Origin of the sequence: Bordetella petrii (genome assembly GCF_017356245.1) — a bacterium.
Taxonomy (GTDB): domain Bacteria; phylum Pseudomonadota; class Gammaproteobacteria; order Burkholderiales; family Burkholderiaceae_B; genus Bordetella_A; species Bordetella_A petrii_D.
Map to the genome: position 1 here is coordinate 366,486 of NZ_JAFMZZ010000001.1, position 22,968 is coordinate 389,453.

The window sequence follows — 22,968 nt, forward strand, 5'->3', positions numbered from 1 at the left end:
ATTACCGGCAGCCCCACAAATCCGGATGATCCGAGTGTGTCCCCAACAACCCGGAGCCATCCGCCATGACCACCCCCGCCGCTGCTACCCCATCCCGCCGGCTGATCCGCAAGCCGGCCGTTCACCACAAAACCGGCATAGGCCATTCGGCTATGTATGAGCTTATCTCCGCCGGCGAATTTCCTGCTCCCGTGAAAATCGGCACTCGCGCCGTGGCATGGGTAGAAGAGGAAATCGACGCGTGGATCGAGGCGCGCATCCAGGCTACACGCGGAATTCGCTAATCCGCGACGCATAACGACAAGACCCCGTTTGATTTAGCGCCACGCCAACGCCAAACAAAGAACCCCCGCGCCATCCACAAGGCGCGATGTGGGTGGCCGGGAGCGCGGCTTCTTGGAAAGCATATGAATTATAGAGAACTTAGCGAGCGCATCCAATCGGCGCGCCGTGTTGATGCAGCTATTACCGCCATGCAACAGGCCATTCGAGAACCGGCCGCGCCGGGCACCGCTATGGGCCGTACATTCTTATATGGATTGCAGTACCACTACAGGAATGGGACGCTGTTGCATGCCCCTGATCTAGCGGCCATCTACGAACTGCTCGACCATGATATCCAAGGGAGACTGCACGCCGTTCTAGCGCGCGAAATCTACGTGCCTTCATACGGCCTCTGAAGAGGAGGCAGCATGCAGCACCTACCTATCGCCCTGGCGGGACTGGCCGCCTACCCGCAGTTTATTTTGTGGACGACGCGCCCCGGCCCGGATGAAAAATTCACGAAGCTGCCGACGAACATCCACGGGAAACCTGTGAACGCGCATGATCCGCAGCACTGGGTATCGTTCGACGAGGCCGCACGCGTCTTACCCCTTCACGGTCCAACCTACGGTATCGGATTCGTCCTGTCCGATAAAGACCCTTACGTATTCATCGATGTTGACCACGCGTTGCAACCGGATGGCTCATGGTCGGCGCTCGCGCAAACGATGTGCCAAGCGTTCAACGGTTGCGCGGTGGAAGTCTCGCAATCCGGCACGGGCTTGCATATCATCGGGCGCGGTACACTGCGAGCTGATCACGCTTGCAAGAACGTCTCGCTAGGCCTGGAGTGCTACACGACGGAGCGTTTCATCGCGTTGACGGGTACGAATGCCGTCGGCAACGTCGATACCCTTATCGCGCCAGAAACAGCCACGTGGCTAACGGACTGGTATTTCAAGCCACGCGCTCGCCACAATGACCCCGACTGGCGAACAACGCCTGTTGATGACTGGCGCGGCCCGACCGATGACGATGACCTGATTCGACGCGCCTGCAATTCGAAATCAGCCGGCGCCGTGTTCGGTGGTCGCGCAACATTCAATGATCTGTGGTCGGCCAACGATGAGGTACTGAGCAAAACGTACCCGGCGCAAAATTCGTGGGATTCTTATGACCGGTCGTCGGTTGATATGGCACTCGCGTCTCACCTTGCGTTCTGGACGGGCCGCAATCACGAACGTATCGAAGCGTTGATGCGTCGTTCCGCCCTGGTTCGTGAAAAATGGGACCGTACCGATTATTTGCCCGGCACCATTGCCGAGGCGTGCGCGATGAACCGAGACGTATGCCGTGATAAGGATATGTCGCGCCAGCCGGTACAGGGCTTTACCGCAAACGGTTCGGCCATCGTTCTTGATGCTGATAGCGGAGAGGAAATATCAACGCTTGTTCCGCTTCCGTACACCACATTAGCTGGACGGCCAAAGAATGTGGCCGAAAACGTTCAGGCGGTTCTAGAGCGTGTGGGTGCCAAGGTCCGATACAACGTCATTACCCGCGATGTCGATATCGATCTGCCGGTGCCATCGATTCGCGGCAATGAGGCAAAACGGGCCTGGATTCTTAGCGTTGCCGGTCATTTCGGTTTGTCCCGCGAAGGGATCGACGCGCACCTAACGTTGATTGCAGATGCCAACCGCTTCAACCCGATTGACGAATGGATACGCGGTAACGCTTGGGACGGCACCGACCGCTTGCCGTCGTTCTACGACACGTTGATACCTACCGACGATGAGCCGGTGCTTCCCGATGGGCGACGGCTGCGCCACGTTCTCATGATGCGCTGGATTGTGGCCGCTGCTGCCGCAGGAACGAGCCCATCGAATCAGGGATTCGTGATGCCGGGCGTACTGACCTTGCTAGGCCCGCAGGCATGCGGAAAAACTCGCTGGATTCGATCGCTAGTTGACGAAAGCATGCAGCCTTACGTGTTATCCGAATTCAAACCGGAGAACATTGAAAACAAAGATACGGTTCTAACCATCGTGCGGCATTTCGTGGTCGAACTAGCTGAAGTGGATGGCATCGTTCGCAACAGCGACTCAAGCGCCATGAAAGCGTTTCTAACGCGTAGTGTTGATGAAATCCGTCGGCCGTATGCCCGTGAAGTAGAACGCTATGAGCGCCGGACTGCATGCGTATCGACGGTGAACCGCCCAGAATTTCTGAAAGACACTACGGGCAATAGGCGATGGTGGGTCATATCGATCACGCGCGCGATAGCCGACCACGGCATCGACGTACAACAATTGTGGGCGCAGGCGCTACACATGTATGAGGTTGACGGCGTACACCCGTGGTTATCGTCCGATGAACTGGAAGCCCTGAACGGATCGAACCTTGCCCACGAGATTATCGACCCTATCGAGGAACGTATTTTTACTGATCTGGATTGGCAGGCGGACCGTTCTCGGTGGGCATGGCGGACCGTTACCGCGATTCTGCAAGACGTAGGGATACCCAACCCCTCCCCAAGCGAAACAAGGCGCGCAGGCGCGATCCTAGGCCGGTTTGACGTAGAGCGCAGGAAAGGACACGCCGGTACGCGTTTTCGGTTGGTGCCACCGAAGCGCAACGTGTTCGGAAATTCCGCCGTTGCCCCCCATGCCGACCACACGCCACCGGCCGGAAAGCCTTGATATTGCTGGCTCTACAAGTAATGGAGGCATGGGAGGCATAGATAAAGCTATATGGGAGGCTAGATGCATAACAGCAGCGTAACGGTAACGTGAACGACAGCAGCAGCGCCGCGCGCCCGCTATACCCCCGAGTACGCCTTGCCTATGCCTCCGTATGCCGAAACCCATATTATCGTTTTAAATCAATGACTTATTTGGTGGCGACATGCTTTCTAGCACGCCGCACGAGTACGCCACCACCGCCAGAAAAATCATGATGACCGCTGAAGAAATTCTGACGTTGCATTCTGATCTGTCGGCGAACGGTTTCGTACCGTTGATGTGGACGATGATCAGCATTGCCGCTGGCGCGATGAGTTGAAGCGGCGAGGCAACGAGATAGAAGAAGCCTTGCGGTTTCTCGATGGTGTTAAGACGATTCAACGACCGCACGGCAGTAGCTATCACTTAAAGCATGTCGCGGAGCGTTATCAGGGTACGTACATCTGCAACGATGCCATGATCGCCGCATTGCTGACCGCTGGCGTACAGATTCAACGCATTCAAAACTCCCGCAACTGTGTATACGCGATTAGCAAGGCGCGGCTGCGAAATCGGCAAATGCGGAAATGATGAGCCATGAACAACCATTACAACGATCCATTCGCGCTATCTCCCGTTCAGCATCGCGGTAACGATGACCGCGTGGACGACTTGAATTCGTCGATAGCTCTGCTGTTTGCCTTAGCCGAGAATCATCCTATACGCCATCAAAAGCCGCTGTTGCGTCGTCTCGCTGATGGATTGCAAGCGTGGCAGCATCAGGGCGGTGACCTTGCTGACCATCTTGGTTTCGCGCCATCGGTGGGCGAGCGCCACGTATCGACGCTGGAAAATTTACGAATACGTGATTCGTTGCTGGTCGCGTTTGCTGATGCGGTGGGAAACGATCAGAAAGCGATTCGGCTCCTACGCAACGATGACGATGTGATGTGTCTCGACAATCCTCGCGCGTTCCGACTGTGGGCAGGGCTGGCTCTTGGACATATCAGGCATAGATGGTTGCTTTCCATCGGACAAAACGCTGTGCATCGAGCCAGAAAACGCCGCGACATTTCGCCCGGCGTACTCGAATTGCTGGTGAAGACCGGCATCTGAACCAGAATCCCTCTCACGATTAATTTACGAGGGATTCGAAATCATGAACGCCACTACTGCTATCAGCGTCCCGGGCCGTACCGCTGCCCGTGCATTGAAGGCCCTAGGCATCACGGGCGGTCGCCCCGCCGCAGCTATCGAGTACGTCACCGCCAGTACCCGATGGAGCGATGCGACACGCATTGAACGCGCCCTCGACGTGATGGGAACCGGCAATCAACCGGGTCTCGCGGGCGGCGCTATCGCGGCCGATTATATGGACGCTGTCCGGCCGGCTACGATTGTTGGCCGTCTGCCCCTCCTACGCCAAATCCCGCTTTACACCCGCATGGTGACAGGCACGGGCACGACCGCATATTGGATCAACGAGGCAGACCCAAAGACCCCTACCACCGCCTCGTACGCAAATGGCGGGTCGTTGAAGCCCTATAAAGTCGCTGCGCTCGCCGTCGTGACGCAAGAACTGGTGAAAGCGTCCGAGGTCGATACGCTGCTCACCCGTGATTTGAACGCTTCGCTTGTCGAAGCCGTCGACCTCGCTTTCATCTCACCCTCGAATGCCGGCGTTGTGGGCGAGCGCCCTGCTAGTGTGACGAATGCTGCTACCGCCATCCCCGCTACGAATGATCCTGCCGTAGACATCGCCGCGCTGATTGACGCCTTTGCCGGAAAGCTAGAAACCGCCGCGTTCGTAATGAATCCTCGGATTGCGGCGCGCTTGAACCTTCGCGGCCGTGCATTCGAAACGATCCACGCTCTAGGCGGCTCTTTGGTCGGTATTCCGGTCGTGACTTCATCGGCAGTGCCGTTCGATAGCGCCGGATCGCCCATTGCTTTGCTGGATCAAGATGGTATCGAGATTTCGGGCCTGGATGACGCTACGCTGAGGACCAGCGAGCAAGCCATCGTGTTCACTGCCGAAGGCGATACGGCCACGTCGCTATGGCAATCGGACCTGATTGGCTACCTAGCTGAAACGCCCGTCGCATGGCGTGCGCGTACCGGCTCTGTGGCCGTTATCAACGGGGCCTCGTATGGCTAACGATCTGCAAAGCCGATTGCTGCCCGGCGCAGCGCAGCGAATGCTCGATTCGGTTCAGGCAACGGTTGCCGACGCCAGAGACAAGATGCCGCCTTCGCACGCGTACGCCATGGCGTATTCGTTCGCGCTCGCTGAAGAACTGCTGGCGGTAATTGAGCTTTTAGAAAAGCGTCTTACATCCATTGAAGGGCAAATTATTACCCCGGAGAACGAAAAATGAATGCCGACACTGCACCTATCACACGCGCCGAACTTGCTGGTGCGCTTGAATCGTTTCGACAGGGCTTGAACGGGGATGGTCATGACGCAGGCACGATTGAATCAAGCGACGTGGTGGCTCCGCTTTTTGACGATTTGGTTTATTTAGTGGCCTGCAAGCACAGATCAGCCACTGCAAACGATCTGCGTACTGCCGTTCAGCGATTCATCGAAATCTATGGCATCCCGGAATAGAGCCTGCCGGGCCTGCGGTGTGATTATCACGACCACACCGCACGGCCCTGGCCGGCCTCGCCTGTTCTGCATTACTTGCCGCCCTGTGCGTGCGGCTCCTGCGCATCGTGAGCCATGTGGCTGGTGTGGCGGTTTAGTACTCGAGAACAGGCGGCTGTACTGTTCGCTGCGTTGCTGTCACGCTGCACGTCATCGTAGAAATCACCCCCTGACCTGGGGAGAACACATGCAACGCGTTGTATCGGCTGGAAATTGGTTCACGTGCGAGACTTGCGGGAAACAAGCCCACCGCCGCCTATCGGGCGCAGCACGTCGCAAAGGTTATCCCAATAGATGGTGTTCGATGGCCTGCCGCAATGCTGCTGCCGCCAAGATGGAATGATGCGCGATGGGGCGATGATGGGCGGATGATGAATTGATGACTGGGGGGGGCATCTTTAACGTGGAGAGCGCGTTTCTTGGACACCGCGCCTCCTCTCACGCGCAAATCTTTCCCCCGATTCGCGTTAATTCCGATTGCTAGCCTCGACCATCCTTCTAAAATCGGTGCACGCAACGAATAAGCTTAATCGTGACCAGAGAGCAAACATGGTGCACCGTACAAAGCTGGCGAAGGGCTTTACTGTGGCTCAATACGAGCGAGCACGTGATGCGAAGAACGTCGAAGCCCTCGCGGATTTCATCAAGTGTCGATTCGAAGATCGGTATCTAGTTCCCGCTGGCGTTGATCGGCCGTCGGACGATAGCATTCACGGGTTCACGATGATGGCGATTGCCTGTCTGTCAATCGAAACCCTGCAAGCGTTCTATGATGGACTCCCGGATACAAGGGGACAATCAGCAGCCATGTTTCTCGGGTTCTTTGCGAACGTTGAACTAGCCGGCGAATTGAAAGTGTTCAACGGAAACGAGTGGTTCTATCCAGATATCCGCTGCGGCATTCTGCATCAGGCAGAGACGCGCAACGGCTGGCGGATTCTGCGATGCGGCCCGTTGCTCGATAAGCCTGGTCGCACCATCAATGCCCGTAAATTCTTAGATGGATTAAGGGAGTCCGTACACCTGTACGCCGGGCTGCTGAAGACTGACCCGAGCCGGCTGGAAAAATTTCACAGCAAGATGGCGGGAATGGTCGAAAACTGCGTAGCTCATGAGAATTTGCTGGAAAAATAGCTCCGCAACCGAGAAAAATGCCGATTCTAAAAGAGCTTGGAGCGGATGGCTCCATTACGCTTACGCAGATATTTTGCCGCCCCGCAGTCTATTTAGATCATTGGGCACTAATGCAGATTGCCGATAAGTCGGCTTTCTGCGATGAACTTGTTCGTCAGATCAAGCGCCTCAACGGCACATTGATAGTCACCCAGCAGACAATATTTGAATTTTCGCGTGTGGGGAACCAGCGGCATCCTTTGGCGGTAGAAAGATTGTTTGGCTTGTTATATCCGAATCTTTATTTTGCCGACTTGAATCAGATTTTGGGGCAATTTGACCGCCCACCGCCTCAACAGCAGAAGAACTATCCCCCATCGGACACTCAGTTGTTGCGCAGCATAGTTTTGGTGTGCGGGCCTCATCCGGTGGATACATTAAGATTCTCCGGCCTTTTGGCTGGCCTATCTCCGCTCCGCCATAAATTTGATCAGATGTGCAATTCAATTGCAAAGGCATTATCAAGCGCCCGCGTTGATCAAGCGCAGGTGGCACTGGCTCATCAATCACGCCCGGACCCATCGAATCGAGTGAGAACGTGCATCCAGCAACTATTGCGAACGGCGTATATCAACCACAGCAGCGCCTTTACAGGGAATGATGCCTCTGATCTGTGTCACGCTGTCGCCGCACTTTGTTTTAGCGACTACGCGCTGTTGGATGCAAAGTGGGCTGACCTGGGGCGACAGCTCGCCGAACGCGCAAAAAAAGAGAACTGCGTTTCCTATGCGCGTACTTTTTCCAAGATTGAGACGTTTCTGGCGCATTTGGCGATGACGTCTGCTTAGAGCCTCTACGCGGCGATGTCAGTCGTTCGGAGTGTCGCCCTCTGGTCTAACGAGCGTGCCGGCCAGCGCCGCATCTACGTACGCGCTAAGGAACCGATCCAGGGCTAGGCGCTTTTCTTCTGGCAGCTCCCAAATCTTCGCTATTAGGTCAGGGTCAAGAGGGAGTGCGCTGTTCATCTTCGCCTGTATGGTCACGCCGTAGCGTTGCTAGTTGGCAACGGCCCCTGATCTGGCAACGATCTGGCAACCATCAATGAAAAAAGAAACGCCGCCATTGCTGGCGGCGGTAAATACCTGAATTTACAGGTGTTTTTTGGTAGGCCCCCTCGGAGTCGAACCGAGCACCAACGGATTATGAGTCCGCTGCTCTAACCAGGCATGAGCTAGAGGCCCAGGAAACTTACTGCCCTTCCAGGAAGCTCTTGAGCTTGTCGGCCCGGCTGGGGTGCCGCAGCTTGCGCAGCGCCTTCGCTTCTATTTGACGGATGCGCTCGCGCGTGACGTCGAACTGCTTGCCCACTTCTTCGAGGGTCTGGTCGGTGCTCATTTCGATGCCGAAACGCATGCGCAGCACCTTGGCTTCGCGGGGGGTGAGCGAATCCAAGACTTCCTTGACCACGTCGCGCATCGAGCCATGCAAGGCCGCATCGGACGGCGCCAGTGTGGACGTGTCTTCGATGAAGTCGCCCAGGTGCGAGTCGTCGTCGTCGCCGATCGGCGTTTCCATCGAGATCGGCTCTTTGGCGATCTTGAGGATCTTGCGGATCTTGTCTTCCGGCATGTCCATCTTTTGCGCCAGGGTTGCGGGATCGGGCTCGGCGCCGGTCTCCTGCAGAATCTGGCGGCTGATCCGGTTCATTTTGTTGATCGTTTCGATCATGTGCACCGGAATGCGGATGGTGCGCGCCTGGTCGGCGATGGAACGCGTAATGGCCTGGCGGATCCACCACGTGGCGTACGTGGAAAACTTGTAGCCGCGGCGGTACTCGAACTTGTCCACGGCCTTCATCAGGCCGATGTTGCCTTCCTGGATCAGGTCCAGGAACTGCAGGCCGCGGTTCGTGTACTTCTTGGCGATGGAGATCACCAGGCGCAGGTTGGCCTCGGTCATTTCGCGCTTGGCCTTGCGGGCCTTGGCTTCGCCGGTGGCCATGCGCTTGTTGACGTCTTTCAGGTCTTTCAGGGGCAGCACGACGCGCGTTTGCAGGTCGATGAGCTTTTGCTGCAATTCCTGCACGGCCGGAATCTGCCGTTCGAGCGTTTCGGCGTACGGATGGCCTGCGGCCACTTCCTGCAAGACCCAATCGAGATTGGTTTCGTTGCCCGGGAAGACCTTGATGAAATGGCTGCGCGGCATGCCGGCGCGATCGACGCAGGTGTGCAGCACGGCGCGCTCGAGCTGGCGCACTTCTTCGACTTGCGAACGCAGCGTGTCGGCCAGCTTTTCCACCATCTTGGCGGTGAAGCGGATGCCCATCAGTTCGTTCAGGATGGCTTCCTGGGCCTTGATGTAGGCGTCGGACTTGTAGCCATCGCGCTCGTACGACTGGCGCATCTTTTCGAACTGCTTGCTGACTTCGTCGAACTTGGCCAGCGCCTTGACGCGCAGGTCTTCCAGCTGCTTGCTGGACATGCCGCCGGCCGGGCCGTCGTCGTTCTCGTCTTCGTCGGCGGTGACGCCGGCGCCGGCGTATTCTTCGCCATCTTCGGGATCGACCAGGCCGTCGACCACTTCGTCGATCTGGGCCTGGCCCTCGCGCACGCGGGTGATGTGGGCGAGGATCTCGTTGATGGTGGTGGGACACGCCGAAATGGCCATCACCATGTGCTTCAGGCCGTCTTCGATGCGCTTGGCGATTTCGATTTCGCCTTCGCGCGTCAGCAGCTCGACCGAGCCCATTTCGCGCATGTACATGCGGACAGGATCGGTGGTGCGGCCGAAGTCGGAATCGACCGTGGTCAGGGCGGCTTCGGCTTCGTCTTCGACGTCATCGTCGTTGGACGCGACCGGCGCGTTTTCGCTCATGAGCAGCGTTTCGGCGTCGGGGGCCTGGTCGTAGACCGAGATGCCCATGTCGCTGAAGGTGCTGATGATGCCGTCGATGGCCTCGGCGTCGACCAAGTCGTCGGGCAGGTGATCGTTGATTTCGCCGTAGGTCAGGTAGCCGCGGTCTTTGCCCAGCTTGATGAGCTGCTTCAGCCGGTTGCGGCGGGCTTCGTATTCTTCGGGCGTGACGGGGCCGCGGGCGATCAGGTCTTTGGGATCGGCCTTGCCGCGCTTGCCGCCGCGCTTGGGCGGCTTCAGGTCGGGCAGCACCTCGCCTTCGCCGTCCATACTGTCATCGAAACCATCGGAGTCGTTGTTGGCGTTCTTGGCGGGCCGCCCGGGGCGGCGGCCGCTGGACGGCCGCGCGCCGCCGACCAGGTCGGCCAGCTTGTCTTCGGCCTTCTTGGCACGCGCGGCCTTGGCGGCCTTTTCGGGCTTGTCAGCAGCGGCGGTGGCGGGTTTCGCGGCCTTCTTGGCCGCGGTTTTGGTTGCCGTTTTCGAGACCTTCACTGCCGCCTTGGCAGGCGCTTTTTCCGCCGCCATGCTGACGGCGCGCTTGGCCGCCTTGACCGGCGTGACAGCCGTATCGTCTGCAGGGGAGGTTTTGCCTGATGTTCTGGTCATAGTCGCTTCCGTGGTCGTCGCAACCCGTGATTGGGGCACATATGCACCACAAGGGCCCGGTGCGCGCGCGATGGCGCCGCAGCGGAACCGATGCGGGTAAAACAGGCAAGCCGGCTGAAGCCGCGTGCGCCGCGTTGGCCGCGGCGCGGGCCCCGTCGGGCCCCACCGGCACTCCTTCTGGCCTTGCGGCCCAGGGGTGCGCTGGTATCGCGGATTCGTTGCGGCGGGATTTCCGGGCGTTGCGGGGGCTGCCTTGCCTGCGACAGGCTTGCCAGCTTGAAGGGACTTGCCCCAAGCTGCTTGCGATGGACACAGCTCCGTACCTGCAACGCCGCCGGCCAAAACCCCTGCCGAACTGCGCGACTTGCCACCTAATTGTAACAAAACGGGTCGGCTGCCTGCATGCGGGGCCGGCATATTCTGTGCCTGCCACTTCGCTATGCCGGCGCCCGGCCCGCTATGGAATCTTGTATTGAATCTGCCTTAAAGCGAATTCCCGGCGGCAAACCCTTGCAGAGCCGCCGGAAAACCCTCGATTCTACCGCATTTAGCGTATCCCACCACCTTTTAAGACTGCCAACCGGGCAGACAGTTCCTGGTAGCGCTGGCGCGCCTCGTCGGACTCCAGGCCGGTTTCGGCCAGCCTGGCCATCTCGGCGCGGGCCGAGTCGAACTCGATACGCCGCAGGGCGTCGTCCCATTCGGTCTGGGGCTCGGGCAGGTCTTCCTGGGCCAGCAGGTCGGCGCGCATGCCCTTGAGCACGGCGGCCAGGTCGGAGTCGGGTTCGGCGGCCTGCAGCAGCGCGCCCACATGACGCGCCCCGCTGGCCTGGGCCAGCATGATGAGGTCTCGCACCAATCCTAGATGGGGCCCTTTGTCCAGAACTTCAAGCTGCTGGTCTCCCATGCTGTCGACCAGCTCGGGATGCGCCAGCAGCAGCGCCAGCAGGCGCTTGGCCAGCGATGGCATGGAACGCCGGCCCTCGTAGCCGCCCACGCCGTCGTCGCGGCGGCCGCGCCATTCGCCCTTGCCCTTCTTGCCCTGCCAATCGCCTTTCTTGCCCTGCCAGTCGCCCTTTTTACCTTGCCATTCGCCCTGCCTTGGCTGCCAGCCGCCCTGGCCGCGGCCGCCTGCCCCGGCCGGCTCGCCCATGCCGGCCGGCTCGTCGTCGTAGCCGAACCCGGCCGGTTCGTAGTCGAAATCAGGTGGCGGCGCATCGAAATAGCCGCCGCCGTCCGGGCCGCCCGCCGGCGGCGGCATGGCGCCGGCGGCACCGCCCGCGGCCGGATTGCCGGCCGGCGGCGCAAACGGCCGCGCCGGGGCCTGCGCCAGCACCTGCGCCATTTCTTCCGGCGTCAGCTGCACCTGGCGCGCCATTTCACGCTCGATCTGCAGGCGCAGCGCGCATTCGGGAATGGCGGCCAGCAGGGGCTTGGCCTCGTGCAGGCAACTGGCGCGCCCCTCGGCCTCGGCCAGGTTGTGGCGCGAGGCCAATTCTTCGAGCAGGAACCGCGACAGCGCCATGGCCTCGCCCAGGCAGGCCCGGAACGCCTCGGCCCCCAGCTCGCGCACGTACGAGTCGGGATCGTGCTCGGCCGGCAGGAACAGGAAGCGGATGGCGATGTCGTCGCGCAGCACCGGCAGGCAGGCTTGCAGCGCGCGCCAGGCCGCCCGGCGCCCGGCGGCGTCGCCGTCGAAACTGAAGACCACCTTATCGCTGCTGCGCAGCAGCTTCTTGACGTGATCGGGCGTGGTGGCCGTGCCCAGCGTGGCCACGGCGTTGGCGATGCCCTGCTGCGCCAGCCCGACCACATCCATGTAGCCTTCCACCACGATGATCTGCCCTTCCTGGCGGATGGCCTGGCGCGCTTCCCACAGGCCGTAGAGTTCCTGGCCCTTGGAAAACAGCGGGGTTTCGGGCGAGTTCAGGTACTTGGGCTCACCCTTGCCGATGATGCGTCCGCCGAAACCGATGAGGCTGCCGCGCGCATTGCGGATGGGAAACATCACGCGCTCGCGGAAGCGATCGTAGCGGCGGCCGTCTTCGGACTCGATGACCAGGCCGGCCTCGACCAGCGTCGGATCGTCGTAGTTGTCGAACACCTTGGCCAGGCCATGGCGGTCGGTGCCCGACCAGCCCAGGCCGAAATGGGCGGCGATCTCGCCTGTAAGGCCGCGCTGCTTCAGGTACTGGATGGCCGCGGGCGATGCGCGCAGCTGGCGCAGGTAGTGCGCCTGCGCGGCATCGAGCACCTGCGTGTGGCGCGATTCTTCGGCCTTGCGGCGCGCGGACTCGGCCTGCTGGCGAGGGCTGCGGTTTTCTTCTGGAACCGTCATTCCCACCGAGCCGGCGAGCGTGCGCACGGCCTCGGGGAAACTGGCGCCCGTGTGTTCCATCAGGAAGGTGATGGCGGTGCCGTGCGCGCCGCATCCGAAGCAGTGATAAAACTGCTTGGTGGGGCTGACGGTGAACGACGGGCTTTTTTCGTTATGGAAGGGGCACAGGCCAAGCAGGTTGGCACCGCCCTTGCGCAACTGCACATATCGCCCGACGACGTCGGCTACGTCGACCCGGGCGAGCAAATCCTGGATGAATGATTCTGGAATCAATAGATTCTGGAATCAAAGACATCAATACAGGCGGGGCGGCAGTTGTTGGCTACGAATCCGCTTGTAGTGGCGCTTGACCGCGGCGGCGTGCTTGCGCTTGCGCTCGGCCGTGGGCTTCTCGTAGAACTCGCGCGAACGCAGTTCGGTGAGCAAACCGGTCTTTTCGATGGTGCGCTTGAAGCGGCGCAGGGCGGCTTCGAACGGTTCGTTTTCCTTCAGTCGGACAATAGGCATAAAGTGGCAGGCCTGCTTTGGGGTAACAAAAAGGTTGAACACACAGGGCGCTTCGACTGCAAGCCCGGCATGGCTTGTTGGTAGATTTTTGTTCCAAACGGCAAAAACAGCAAACCGCAGAACCCGAAAACCATTCAACAAACCACGCCTGTGCGCCCCGGCAACCCAGGTAGGGTTTACTGGTAACCCGAGATTCTAGCACGCCGGGTGGCGTTTGGCGAGGAATCCTGGCCAATCCCGGCGGGCCGCCCGGCACAAGGAACAGTGAATCGTCCCCTTTTACCCGGGCGGGCTGCCCGCCGCGCACCGGAACGCGCGCAACGGCAGGCTCAGTTCGACTTCGAGCCCTTGCGGATCCAGGCCTCGAGCTGGTGCGGGCGCAGGCTGTCGTAGTCTTCGAAGGGCTGGTGAATCCAGGGGTTGGTGGGAAGTTTGTCGACATAGTAGTCGGGCGTGGCCTGCGAATGCCCCTTCCACCACAGCACCGCGCTGCGCAGTTCGGTAATTTCGGGAAACTGCTGCCGCAGGTGCGCCTGCACCCGGTTGAAGGTCAGGCCGGTATCGACCATGTCGTCGACCAGCAACACCCGCCCGGCCGGCGCCCCGCGGGTGATGGTGATGAACTGCGCGATATCCAGGTCGCCCTGCTTCGTGCCCGCCGCCTCGCGATAGCTGCTGGTGGCCAGAATGCCCAGCGGCACATCGAAAATGCGCGACATGACATCGCCCACCCGCACGCCGCCGCGCGCCAGGCACAGGATCAGGTCGAACTGCCAGCCGGACTGGTAGACCTGCAGCGTCAGGCGCTCGATCAGGCGGTTATAGCCGTCCCAGGTGATCCACAGATGGCTGTCATCGTTGGTGGGCGCGCTCATGGCGGTGTCTCCTGAAGATACGAAAAGGCCGCCCACCGGCATGGCCGGCGGCGGCTTCGAAATGATAACCCGGCGGGCGCCCGGCCCGCGGCGGGTGCCGGTCAGCCCTTGAGGGGGTGGCGCAGCACGATGGTTTCGTTGCGGTCGGGACCGGTGGAAACCAGGTCGATCGGCACGCCGCAGACTTCGGCAACGCGCTCGAGGTAGCGGCGCGCGGCGGCCGGCAGCTTGGCGTACTCGGTAATGCCGACGGTGGATTCGCTCCAGCCGGGCAGTTCTTCGAGCACGGCTTCGGCCTGGGCCACCGCATGCGCGCCGTAGGGCAGCACGTCGCGGAATTCACCGTCGACGCGGTAGCCCACGCCCAGCTGGATGCTTTCCAGCCCGTCGAGCACGTCGAGCTTGGTGATGCACAGGCCGGTGATGCCGTTCAGGCGCACCGAACGCTTGAGCGCGGCGCCGTCGAACCAGCCGCAACGGCGCGGGCGGCCGGTAACCGAGCCGAACTCTTTGCCGATGGTGGCCAGGCGCGTGCCGATTTCGTCGACCAGCTCGGTGGGGAACGGGCCCGACCCCACGCGCGTGGTGTAGGCCTTGGTGATGCCCAACACGTAGTCGAGCGACTGCGGACCGACGCCGGCGCCGGCCGATGCGGCGCCCGCCAGGCAGTTGCTGCTGGTGACAAACGGGTAGGTGCCGTGGTCCACGTCGAGCAGCGCGCCCTGCGCGCCTTCGAACAGCAGGCGCTGGCCGGCCTGCTGCATGGCGTACAGATTGCTGGAGACGTCTTTGACCATGGGCGCGATGGCCGGCGCCAGGGCCATGGCCTGGTCGCGGACCTGTTCGGCCGACACGGCGGGAGCGCCCAGGTACTGGGTAAGGACGAAGTTGTGGTAGTCGAGCAGCTCGGCGAGCTTTTCGTCGAACAGCTTCGGGTTGAACAGATCCTGCACGCGCAGCGCGCGGCGCGCGATCTTGTCTTCGTAGGCGGGGCCGATGCCGCGGCCGGTGGTGCCGATCTTGCCTTCGCCCTTGCGGGCTTCGCGCGCCTGGTCGACGGCGATGTGGTACGGCAGGATCAGCGGGCAGATTTCGGAGACCTGCAGCCGCGAGCGGACATCCAGGCCGGCCGCCTCGAGTTCTTCGATTTCTTTGAGCAGCGCCTCGGGCGACAGCACCACGCCGTTGCCGATGAAGCAAGTAACGCCGGGATGCATGATGCCGGACGGAATCAGGCGCAGGATGGTCTTCTTGCCGTTGATCCACAGCGTATGGCCGGCATTGTGGCCGCCCTGGAAGCGCACCACGCCCTGGACGGATTCGGCCAGCCAGTCGACGATCTTGCCTTTGCCTTCGTCACCCCACTGGGTGCCGATAACCACTACGTTCTTGCTCATTGTACGAATCAATATCGAGTTTCTCGGGAAATCCGGAAATCTCCCTGCGGCCCTCTTGGGTACAAGAGGGAGTCAGTTTTACAACGTCCGAAGCGTCCAGGCGCCGTCTTGCAGCGCCAGTTCGCGATCGCAGATGAACTCATCCTGGCTTTGCTCGTGGCCGGGCAGCACCTGGACGACAATTTCGCCCGCGCGGCGCAGCTGGCGCACCGCGGCGGCCAGGGCGGCATCCTGCCCCCAGGGCGCGCGCACGGCGCGGGCCCGGCCGGCCGGCGGCAGCCCGCGCGCCAGCTTGCGCAGGTCGAGGCTGAAACCGGTGGCGGGACGCGCCCGCCCGAAAGCCCGGCTGACGTCGTCGTAGCGGCCGCCGCTGACCAGCGCATCGTGCCAGCCTTCGGCGTACAGCGCGAAGGTGACGCCCGAGTGGTAGCCGTAGCCGCCGATGTCGGCCAGGTCGACGCCCAGCGTGACGTCGGGCATGGCGTCGATGACGGCCTGCAGCGCGTCGAGCGCCGCCGCCACGCCGGGCAGCAGGGGCAGGTCGCGGCGGGCCTGTTTGAGCACATCGGGGCCGCCGTACAGGCCGGGCAGGCGCTGCAGGGCGGCAACGGTGTCGGGGCGGATGCCGCAGTCGCGCCGCGCCAGCTCGGCCAGGCCCGGCACGTCTTTTTCGCGCAGCAGCAGGATGATGTCTTCGACACAGGCGGCAGCGGCGGGATCGGCATCGAGAATGGCCCGCACCACGCCCGGGTGGCAGAGGTCGAGTCGCGTCTGGCGCAAGCCCGCGGTGGCCGCGGTGTCGAGCACCAGCGAGATGATTTCGAGGTCGGCCTCGAAGCCTGCGTGGCCGTAGATTTCGGCGCCGATCTGCAACAGCTCGCGGCTGGACAGCAGGTCGGCCGGCCGCGCATGCAGCACATTGCCGCAATAGCACAGGCGCGTGACGCCGGCCCGGTTGAGCAGGTGGGCGTCGATGCGGGTGACTTGCGGGGTCATGTCGGCCCGCACCCCCAGGGTACGGCCGGACAGCTGGTCGATCAGCTTGCAGGTGCGCAGATTCAGGTCGCTGCCGGTGCCGGACAGCAACGAATCGATGTACTCGACCAAGGGTGGCGCGACCAGCTCGAAGCCGTATGTACGGTAAAGGTCGAGAAGTTCGCGGCGCAGTTCCTCGATGCGCCGGGCCTCGGCGGGAAGCACGTCGGCGAGGCTCTCGGGCAGCAACCAGTTACCCATGAGTGTTTACCTGAATGACACCTGAAATGCGTGGGCAGCGCCCAAAACAAAAGCGGCTGAGGGGCGTAAGCCCGCTCAGCCGCATGCGGAATGTTTTCTAGCTTACGCGATATTGTACATGGTTTGGGCGCTTGTGCAGGGCGCCGGCAAGGCGCCCCGCGGGCTGGACATGGCCGCCGCTACTTGGCCGGCGCGGCCTGGCCGGTGGAGCTTTTCAGGTACTGGAAGTATTCCGAGCTGGGGTCGACCACCAGCACGTCGCTGGAATTCGAGAACGACGACCGGTAGGCTTCCAGGCTCTTGTAGAACGTGTAGAAGTCGGGATTCTTGCCGAAGGCGGCCGCATAAATGCCGCTGGCCTCGGCATCGCCCTGCCCCATGACGGTCTGTGCCTTGGCATAGGCCTCGGCCAGGATGACTTCGCGCTGGCGGTCGGCTTCAGCGCGGATTTTCTCGCTTTCGGCCGCGCCGATCGAGCGCAGTTCATTGGCCACGCGGGTACGCTCGGCCTCCATGCGGCGATAGACCGATTCGGAGATCTCGGGCGCGAACTCGATGCGGCGCAGCCGCACGTCGACCACTTCCACGCCCAGCGGTTCGGCGCGCTTGGCGACCGTGGTGAGGATTTCGCTCATGATCTTGTCGCGCTCGGCCGACACGACTTCTTTGACGGTACGCACGTTGACCGAGGCGTTGAGCGCGTCGCGGATCTGCGCCTGCAGGCGCTCTTGCGCCGCGCGCTCGTTGCCGCCGAAGGTGACGTAATACAGCCGGGGATCGGCGATGCGCCACTTGACGTAGGAATCGATCAGCAGGTTCTTTTTTTCGGAAGTCTGGATGCGCTCGGCGTCGCTCGACTCGATGGTGAGAATGCGCTTGTCGATGGTGACGACGTTCTGGAACGGCGGCGGGGCCTTGAAGTACAGGCCGGGCTCGCTGATGACCTTGCGCACCTCGCCCAGCGAGAACACCAGGGCGTAGTCGCGCTCGCGCACGATGAATACGCAGGAAGACAGGGCGGCCAGCACCAGCAGGAGGCCGACCAGGATGGGCATGAAACGTTGCATGTTCTGGGCTTCTCCGGATTAACGCGACAGGCGGTCGCGAGACAGCGTGTTGCTGTTGCTGCCGGTATTGCCGGACGAGCTTGCGCCGGTGCTGCGCGCAGGCGGCTGCGGTACGGTGGGCTGGCTGGCGCCGGGCAGCGCGGTCGGCTTGACCGACGCGTCGCGCGCGGCTTGCTGCATGATCTTGTCGAGCGGCAGGTACAGCATGTTGCTGTTGTTCTTGGTGTCGACCATGACCTTGCTGGCGCGCGAGAAGATTTGCTGCATGGTTTCCAGGTACATGCGCTCGCGCATGATCTTGGGCGCCTTTTCGTATTCGGCCAGGATGCTGGTGAAGCGCGCCGCGTCGCCGCGGGCGTCGCCGATGACCTTGGCCTTGTAGCCCTCGGCCTGCTCGAGCATGCGCGAAGCCTGGCCGCCGGCCAGCGGAATGACCTGGTTGGCGTAGGCCTGGCCTTCGTTGATCTGGCGTTCGCGGTCCTGGCCGGCCTTGACGGCGTCGTCGAACGCGGCCTGCACCTGCTCGGGCGGCTGCACGTTCTGGATGGCCACGGTGCTGACCTGGATGCCCGACTTGTAGCGGTCGAGAATCTGCTGCATCAGGTTCTGCACTTCGACGGCGACTTCGGTGCGGCCTTCGTACAGAACGAAATCCATGGGCTTCTTGCCGACGATCTCGCGCATGGAGGTTTCGGCAGCCTGGCGCACCGACTCGTCGGGGTCGCGCATATTGAACAGGTAATCGGGCGCGCCGTCGGCCCGCAGCCGGTACTGCACCACGAACTGCATGTCGACGATGTTCTCGTCGGTGGTCAGCATCAGGGCCTCGGGCAGCACCTTGTTGCGCGAACCGCCGCGGAAGCCGACCTCGAACGTGCGCAGTTGCGAGATATTGACGGTTTCGGCGTTCTGGATGGGGTACGGCAGGCGCCACTGGAAGCCCGGAGGCGCGGTGCTTTTGTATTTGCCGAACTGGGTCACGACCGCGACCTGGCCTTCCTGGACGATGAAGAAGCCGCTGGCCAGCCACAGCAGCACCAGCACGAGGGCGATAAGGCCCAGGCCGATGCGGGCGCCGCGCGGCGATGGCGGGGTCATGCCGCCGCGGTTGCCGCCGCCCCCGCCCTTGCGCCCGAACAGCGAACCGACGCGGTTGTTGAAGTCGCGCCAGACCTCGTCGAGGTCGGGCGGGCCGTCGCCATTGCCCTTGGGACGCTTGGGAGGCTCGGCCCCATTATTGTTGCCGCGACCCCAGCCAGGGTCATTCAGATTGAAGAGTTTGGTGATTCGAGGCATTGTTTCCCACAATCTGGCCGATCTCTGCAATTGCCCCGCGCAACGCATCCAGACCGGCGCGCTCGGTAGCGCTTACGAATACTCGCGCAATCGTACCATGGGCATTGCGTTCGACCCGGGGAGCCAGCCCCGCGCGGTCGATCTTGTTGTGCACCAGAATGGTGGGAATCGAGCCGGCCCCGATTTCGGCCAGCACCTTGTCGACTTCGGCGATCTGTTCATCGCGCTGCGGGCTGGCCGCGTCCACCACATGCAGCAGGACATCGGCATGGATGGTTTCTTCGAGCGTGGCGCGGAAGGCGGCGATCAGGTTGGGCGGCAGGTCGCGGATGAACCCCACCGTGTCGGACAGCACCACCGAACCCGTGCCTTCGATCCAGATGCGGCGCGTGGTGGTGTCGAGGGTGGCGAACAGCTGGTCGGCCGCATAGGCGCCGGCGCGCGTCAGGGCGTTGAACAGCGTGGACTTGCCCGCGTTGGTATAGCCCACCAGCGACACCGACAGCGCCCCGCCGCGCGCCCGGGCGCGCCGCTGCGTGACCCGCTGGCGCTCGACGCGGTCGAGCCGTTCGCGCAGCACCTTGACCTTGGCGCCGATCATGCGGCGGTCCATTTCGAGCTGGGACTCGCCCGGCCCGCGCATGCCGATGCCGCCGCGCTGGCGCTCGAGGTGGGTCCAGAGACGGGTCAGGCGGGTGACTAGGTGCTGCAGCTGCGCCAGTTCGACCTGCAGCTTGCCCTCGTGGCTTTTGGCGCGCAAGGCGAAGATGTCGAGGATGAGGGCGACCCGGTCGACCACCCGCAGGTTGAACTCGCGCTCGAGGTTGCGCTGCTGCGCGGGCGACAGGGGCTGGTCGAACAGCACGATGTCGGCCAGCAGCGCGCCGGCCGTGGCCACGGCTTCCTGGACCTTGCCGGAACCGATGAAGAACTTGGCGTCGGGGCGATCGCGCCGCACCGTGACGGTGCCGACGATTTCGGCCCCTGCCCCGCGCGCCAGCATGGCGAATTCTTCGGCATGCGCGGCGAAGTCGGGGCTGCCGAGGTCGACACTGATGATCAGCGCACGCATGGGCCTGCCCCGCTACAGCGAAAATGCCCGCCGACACGAGCCGTGCGGCGGGCAGGAAAAGGTACAGCCGGAGCTTGACGATTATTCAGCGGGAACATCCACCTGGAAATTGACGGCGCGCGCGGGAACGACGGTGGAAATGGCGTGCTTGTACACCATTTGCGTCACGGTATTGCGCAGCAGCACCACGTATTGATCGAAAGATTCTATTTGCCCTTGCAGCTTGATGCCGTTTACCAGGTAGATGGACACGGGCACATGTTCTTTGCGCAGCGTGTTCAGAAACGGATCTTGCAGAGTTTGCCCTTTATTGCTCATTGGCCAGGCTCCAATTGTTTGTTTTGAGTGGTGGCAGGCGCCGAAATATGTACTCTACAGGGTTTTCCCGGCCCGTGCCACTTGCCCCGAGGGGCAAATTCTTTCATAAGGTGTCAGGACGGCCGGGGCGCCGGCCCCGGCCAGTTTTTCAGCCCGCCAGAATGCCTTTCAGGGCCTCGACCAGGCGCGCGCACTGGGTTTCGGTGCCCACGGTGATGCGCAGGAACTGGTCGATGCGGGCATGCTTGAAATGGCGCACGATGATGCTGCGCTCGCGCAGCGCGGCGGCCAGGGCGGCCCCGTCGTGCCCGGGGTGGCGGGCGAAGACGAAATTGGCGGCCGATGGCAGCACCTGGAACCCCAGGGCCTGCAACTGGCCGGCCAGGGCCTCGCGCGTGGCGATCACTGCCTGGCGGGTGCGCTCGAAATACGCCGTATCCTCGATTGCCGCCACGGCGCCGGCTTCGGCCAGGCGGTCGACCGGATAGGAATTGAAGCTGTTCTTGACGCGCTCGAGCGCCTCGATGAGCACCCGGCTGCCGATGGCGAAACCGACCCGCAGGCCGGCCAGCGAACGCGACTTGGAAAGCGTCTGGATGACCAGCAGGTTGTCGTGGCGGGACACCAGCGGCACGGCCGATTCGGCGCCGAAATCGACATAGGCTTCATCGATGACCACCGGGATGTCCGGGTTGGCCGCCACGATGCGCTCGATGTCGTCCAGGGCCAGCGCCCGGCCGGTAGGCGCGTTGGGGTTCGGGAAGATGATGGCGCCCGCGCCGCGCCCGGCGGACGGCAGGTAATCTTGCACATCGATACAGAAATCTTCGGTCAGCGGCACCGCCTGGCTGGCGATCTGGTACAGGCCGCAATACACCGGATAGAAGCTGTAGGTGATGTCGGGAAACAGCAGCGGGCCATCGTGCTTGAGCAGCGCCAGGAAGGCGTGCGCCAGCACTTCGTCAGAGCCATTGCCCACGAAGACCTGGCCGGACTCGACCTTGAAATGGGCGGCGATGGCCTGGCGCAGCCGTTCGGAGCCCGGATCGGGGTACAGCTTCAGGCTGTCGTCGCAGGCCGCGCGCATGGCCTGCAGCACCTTGGGCGACGGGCCGAACGGATGTTCGTTGGTATTGAGCTTGACCAGGTCTTGCAGCTTGGGCTGTTCGCCCGGCACATAGGGACTGAGTGTCCCTACGACGGGACTCCAGTAACGGCTCATGGATCAGTTTTCCTGCGCGTAAGGATTGCGCGATGACTTGAACTCGATGCGCAACGGCGTGCCGGCCAGCTTGAAGGCGTCGCGGAAACGGGTTTCCAGGTAGCGGCGATAAGAATCGGGAATGGCATCGAGCGCATTGCCGTGGATGATGACCAGCGGCGGGTTCTGCCCGCCCTGGTGCGCATAGCGCATCTTGGGCCGGAAAATGCCCTTGCGCGGCGGCGGCTGCTGCTCGACGGCGGCGTGCAGCTCGCGCGTGAGCTTGGGCGTGGACAGCTTGGCGAAAGCGGCGGCATGCGCCGACACCACCGACTTGAGCACCGGCTTGATGCCCTGCCCCTTCAGGGCCGAAATGGTGTGGGTGGGCGCGAACGACAGGAAGCGCAGCTTGCGCTGGAACTCGCGTTCGATGCGCTCGCGCTGGTCGATGTCGAGGCCGTCCCATTTGTTGATGGCCACGACCACGGCGCGGCCTGTTTCAAGCACGAATCCGGCGATGTGGGCGTCCTGTTCGGAGACCTCGGTCTGGGCATCGAGCATCAGCAGCACCACATTGCTGGCCTCGATGGCCTGCAGCGTCTTGATGACCGAGAATTTTTCCACCGCCTCGAATACCTTGCCGCGGCGGCGCAGCCCGGCAGTGTCGATCAGGGTGTACTTGCGGCCGTCGCGCTCGAAATCGATCTCGATGGCGTCGCGCGTGGTGCCCGGCAGGTCGAAGGCGATGACGCGCTCTTCGCCCAGCAGCGTATTGATGAGGGTGGACTTGCCCACATTGGGCCGGCCGACGATGGCCAGCTTGATGCGGTGGTCGGGCGGCAGGTCGGCGGCGTCGGGATCGGGCTCGGGTTCGGGCTCGACCAGGTCCTGGAGCGCCAGCCCGATGAGATCGACGATACCGTCGCCATGCGCGGCGGAAATCGGATGAGGCGTGCCCAGACCCAGTTCATGGAACTCGCTGGTGGCGTTGCCCACCCCCATGCCTTCGGCCTTGTTGACCGCCAGCACCACCCGTTGCTGGCCCGATTTGCGCAGCAGTTGGGCAATTTCGTGGTCATGCGCATTGACGCCGGCGCGCGCGTCGACCAGGAACACCACCACATCGGCCTCGGCGATGGCCTGGCTGGTCTGGCGCGCCATTTCGCGCAGGATTCCGGTCTTGGCCACCGGCTCGAAGCCCCCGGTGTCGATGACGATGAAGGGCGTGTCGCCCACCCTGCCCTCGCCGTAGTGGCGATCGCGCGTCAGGCCGGAATAATCGGCAACCAGCGCCGCGCGCGAACGCGTCAGGCGGTTGAAGAGGGTCGACTTGCCCACATTGGGGCGGCCGACCAGGGCGACGACGGGCTTGAAAGACACGGTAGGACTGGC

At 62.4% G+C, this 22,968-nt stretch carries 23 protein-coding genes and 1 tRNA gene; 11 read left to right on the forward strand and 13 right to left on the reverse strand.

Translation table 11 applies throughout. The annotated features are described in order from the left end of the window. Window positions 1–65: 65 nt before the first annotated feature. From J2P76_RS01830 to J2P76_RS01880, 11 genes are all read left to right on the forward strand, one after another. Window positions 66–284, forward strand: coding sequence for a helix-turn-helix transcriptional regulator (locus J2P76_RS01830; RefSeq protein WP_207404095.1), 219 nt, complete (start codon window positions 66–68; stop codon window positions 282–284). A gap of 123 nt (window positions 285–407) precedes the next feature. After that, a complete protein-coding gene (locus J2P76_RS01835; protein ID WP_207404097.1) occupies window positions 408–680 on the forward strand; it encodes a hypothetical protein in 273 nt (90 codons plus the stop codon). 12 nt (window positions 681–692) lie between these two features. Continuing rightward, window positions 693–2,966 (forward strand): VapE domain-containing protein, encoded by a 2,274-nt coding sequence (locus J2P76_RS01840; RefSeq protein WP_207404099.1) that lies wholly within the window; start codon window positions 693–695, stop codon window positions 2,964–2,966. 205 nt (window positions 2,967–3,171) lie between these two features. After that, window positions 3,172–3,327: a hypothetical protein gene (locus tag J2P76_RS01845; protein WP_207404101.1), complete on the forward strand. Its 156-nt coding sequence runs from the start codon at window positions 3,172–3,174 to the stop codon at window positions 3,325–3,327. Then, entirely contained in the window at window positions 3,288–3,578 is a 291-nt protein-coding gene (locus J2P76_RS01850; RefSeq protein WP_207404102.1) for a hypothetical protein, read from the forward strand. Before J2P76_RS01845 ends, J2P76_RS01850 begins: the two co-directional genes overlap by 40 nt. 6 nt (window positions 3,579–3,584) lie before the next feature. Next, window positions 3,585–4,103, forward strand: a complete 519-nt coding sequence (locus J2P76_RS01855) for a hypothetical protein (protein ID WP_207404103.1) — start codon at window positions 3,585–3,587, stop codon at window positions 4,101–4,103. Window positions 4,104–4,146: 43 nt separating this feature from the next. Continuing rightward, the gene (locus tag J2P76_RS01860; RefSeq protein ID WP_207404104.1) at window positions 4,147–5,145 is read left to right on the forward strand and encodes a phage major capsid protein; all 999 of its coding nucleotides are present in this window, start codon (window positions 4,147–4,149) and stop codon (window positions 5,143–5,145) included. After that, window positions 5,138–5,365: a hypothetical protein gene (locus tag J2P76_RS01865; protein ID WP_207404105.1), complete on the forward strand. Its 228-nt coding sequence runs from the start codon at window positions 5,138–5,140 to the stop codon at window positions 5,363–5,365. Before J2P76_RS01860 ends, J2P76_RS01865 begins: the two co-directional genes overlap by 8 nt. Continuing rightward, on the forward strand, window positions 5,362–5,598 hold the full coding sequence (locus J2P76_RS01870; protein ID WP_207404106.1) for a hypothetical protein: 237 nt from the start codon (window positions 5,362–5,364) through the stop codon (window positions 5,596–5,598). Before J2P76_RS01865 ends, J2P76_RS01870 begins: the two co-directional genes overlap by 4 nt. A gap of 588 nt (window positions 5,599–6,186) precedes the next feature. After that, a complete protein-coding gene (locus tag J2P76_RS01875) occupies window positions 6,187–6,771 on the forward strand; it encodes a hypothetical protein (RefSeq protein WP_207404108.1) in 585 nt (194 codons plus the stop codon). A 17-nt stretch (window positions 6,772–6,788) separates the two neighbouring features. Further along, on the forward strand, window positions 6,789–7,598 hold the full coding sequence (locus tag J2P76_RS01880; RefSeq protein WP_207404110.1) for a hypothetical protein: 810 nt from the start codon (window positions 6,789–6,791) through the stop codon (window positions 7,596–7,598). 314 nt (window positions 7,599–7,912) lie between these two features. Here the strand turns inward: J2P76_RS01880 and J2P76_RS01885 are convergent. From J2P76_RS01885 to der, 13 genes are all read right to left on the reverse strand, one after another. Next, a tRNA-Ile gene (locus J2P76_RS01885) sits at window positions 7,913–7,991 on the reverse strand. Between the two features lie 7 nt (window positions 7,992–7,998). Beyond that, window positions 7,999–10,269 (reverse strand): RNA polymerase sigma factor RpoD, encoded by a 2,271-nt coding sequence (rpoD, locus tag J2P76_RS01890; RefSeq protein ID WP_207404112.1) that lies wholly within the window; start codon window positions 10,267–10,269, stop codon window positions 7,999–8,001. Between the two features lie 547 nt (window positions 10,270–10,816). After that, window positions 10,817–12,880, reverse strand: a complete 2,064-nt coding sequence (dnaG, locus tag J2P76_RS01895) for a DNA primase (protein ID WP_207404114.1) — start codon at window positions 12,878–12,880, stop codon at window positions 10,817–10,819. A gap of 21 nt (window positions 12,881–12,901) precedes the next feature. Further along, window positions 12,902–13,114, reverse strand: coding sequence for a 30S ribosomal protein S21 (rpsU, locus tag J2P76_RS01900; RefSeq protein WP_006218592.1), 213 nt, complete (start codon window positions 13,112–13,114; stop codon window positions 12,902–12,904). A gap of 329 nt (window positions 13,115–13,443) precedes the next feature. Then, entirely contained in the window at window positions 13,444–13,989 is a 546-nt protein-coding gene (locus J2P76_RS01905) for a phosphoribosyltransferase (protein ID WP_207404116.1), read from the reverse strand. 101 nt (window positions 13,990–14,090) lie between these two features. After that, window positions 14,091–15,386, reverse strand: coding sequence for an adenylosuccinate synthase (locus J2P76_RS01910; RefSeq protein ID WP_207404118.1), 1,296 nt, complete (start codon window positions 15,384–15,386; stop codon window positions 14,091–14,093). A 78-nt stretch (window positions 15,387–15,464) separates the two neighbouring features. Continuing rightward, on the reverse strand, window positions 15,465–16,622 hold the full coding sequence (locus J2P76_RS01915; protein ID WP_207404119.1) for an ATP phosphoribosyltransferase regulatory subunit: 1,158 nt from the start codon (window positions 16,620–16,622) through the stop codon (window positions 15,465–15,467). Between the two features lie 179 nt (window positions 16,623–16,801). After that, window positions 16,802–17,689, reverse strand: a complete 888-nt coding sequence (gene hflC, locus J2P76_RS01920) for a protease modulator HflC (protein ID WP_207404120.1) — start codon at window positions 17,687–17,689, stop codon at window positions 16,802–16,804. A gap of 18 nt (window positions 17,690–17,707) precedes the next feature. After that, entirely contained in the window at window positions 17,708–18,985 is a 1,278-nt protein-coding gene (gene hflK / locus J2P76_RS01925) for an FtsH protease activity modulator HflK (protein ID WP_207404121.1), read from the reverse strand. Next, window positions 18,951–20,057 (reverse strand): GTPase HflX, encoded by a 1,107-nt coding sequence (gene hflX, locus J2P76_RS01930; protein ID WP_207404122.1) that lies wholly within the window; start codon window positions 20,055–20,057, stop codon window positions 18,951–18,953. The genes hflK and hflX overlap by 35 nt, the downstream gene beginning before the upstream one ends. 81 nt (window positions 20,058–20,138) lie before the next feature. Further along, window positions 20,139–20,375, reverse strand: coding sequence for an RNA chaperone Hfq (gene hfq / locus J2P76_RS01935; protein ID WP_012248943.1), 237 nt, complete (start codon window positions 20,373–20,375; stop codon window positions 20,139–20,141). A gap of 148 nt (window positions 20,376–20,523) precedes the next feature. Next, window positions 20,524–21,597, reverse strand: coding sequence for a histidinol-phosphate transaminase (gene hisC, locus J2P76_RS01940; protein ID WP_207404123.1), 1,074 nt, complete (start codon window positions 21,595–21,597; stop codon window positions 20,524–20,526). Between the two features lie 3 nt (window positions 21,598–21,600). Continuing rightward, entirely contained in the window at window positions 21,601–22,956 is a 1,356-nt protein-coding gene (gene der / locus J2P76_RS01945) for a ribosome biogenesis GTPase Der (RefSeq protein WP_207404124.1), read from the reverse strand. Between the last annotated feature and the right edge of the window lie 12 nt (window positions 22,957–22,968).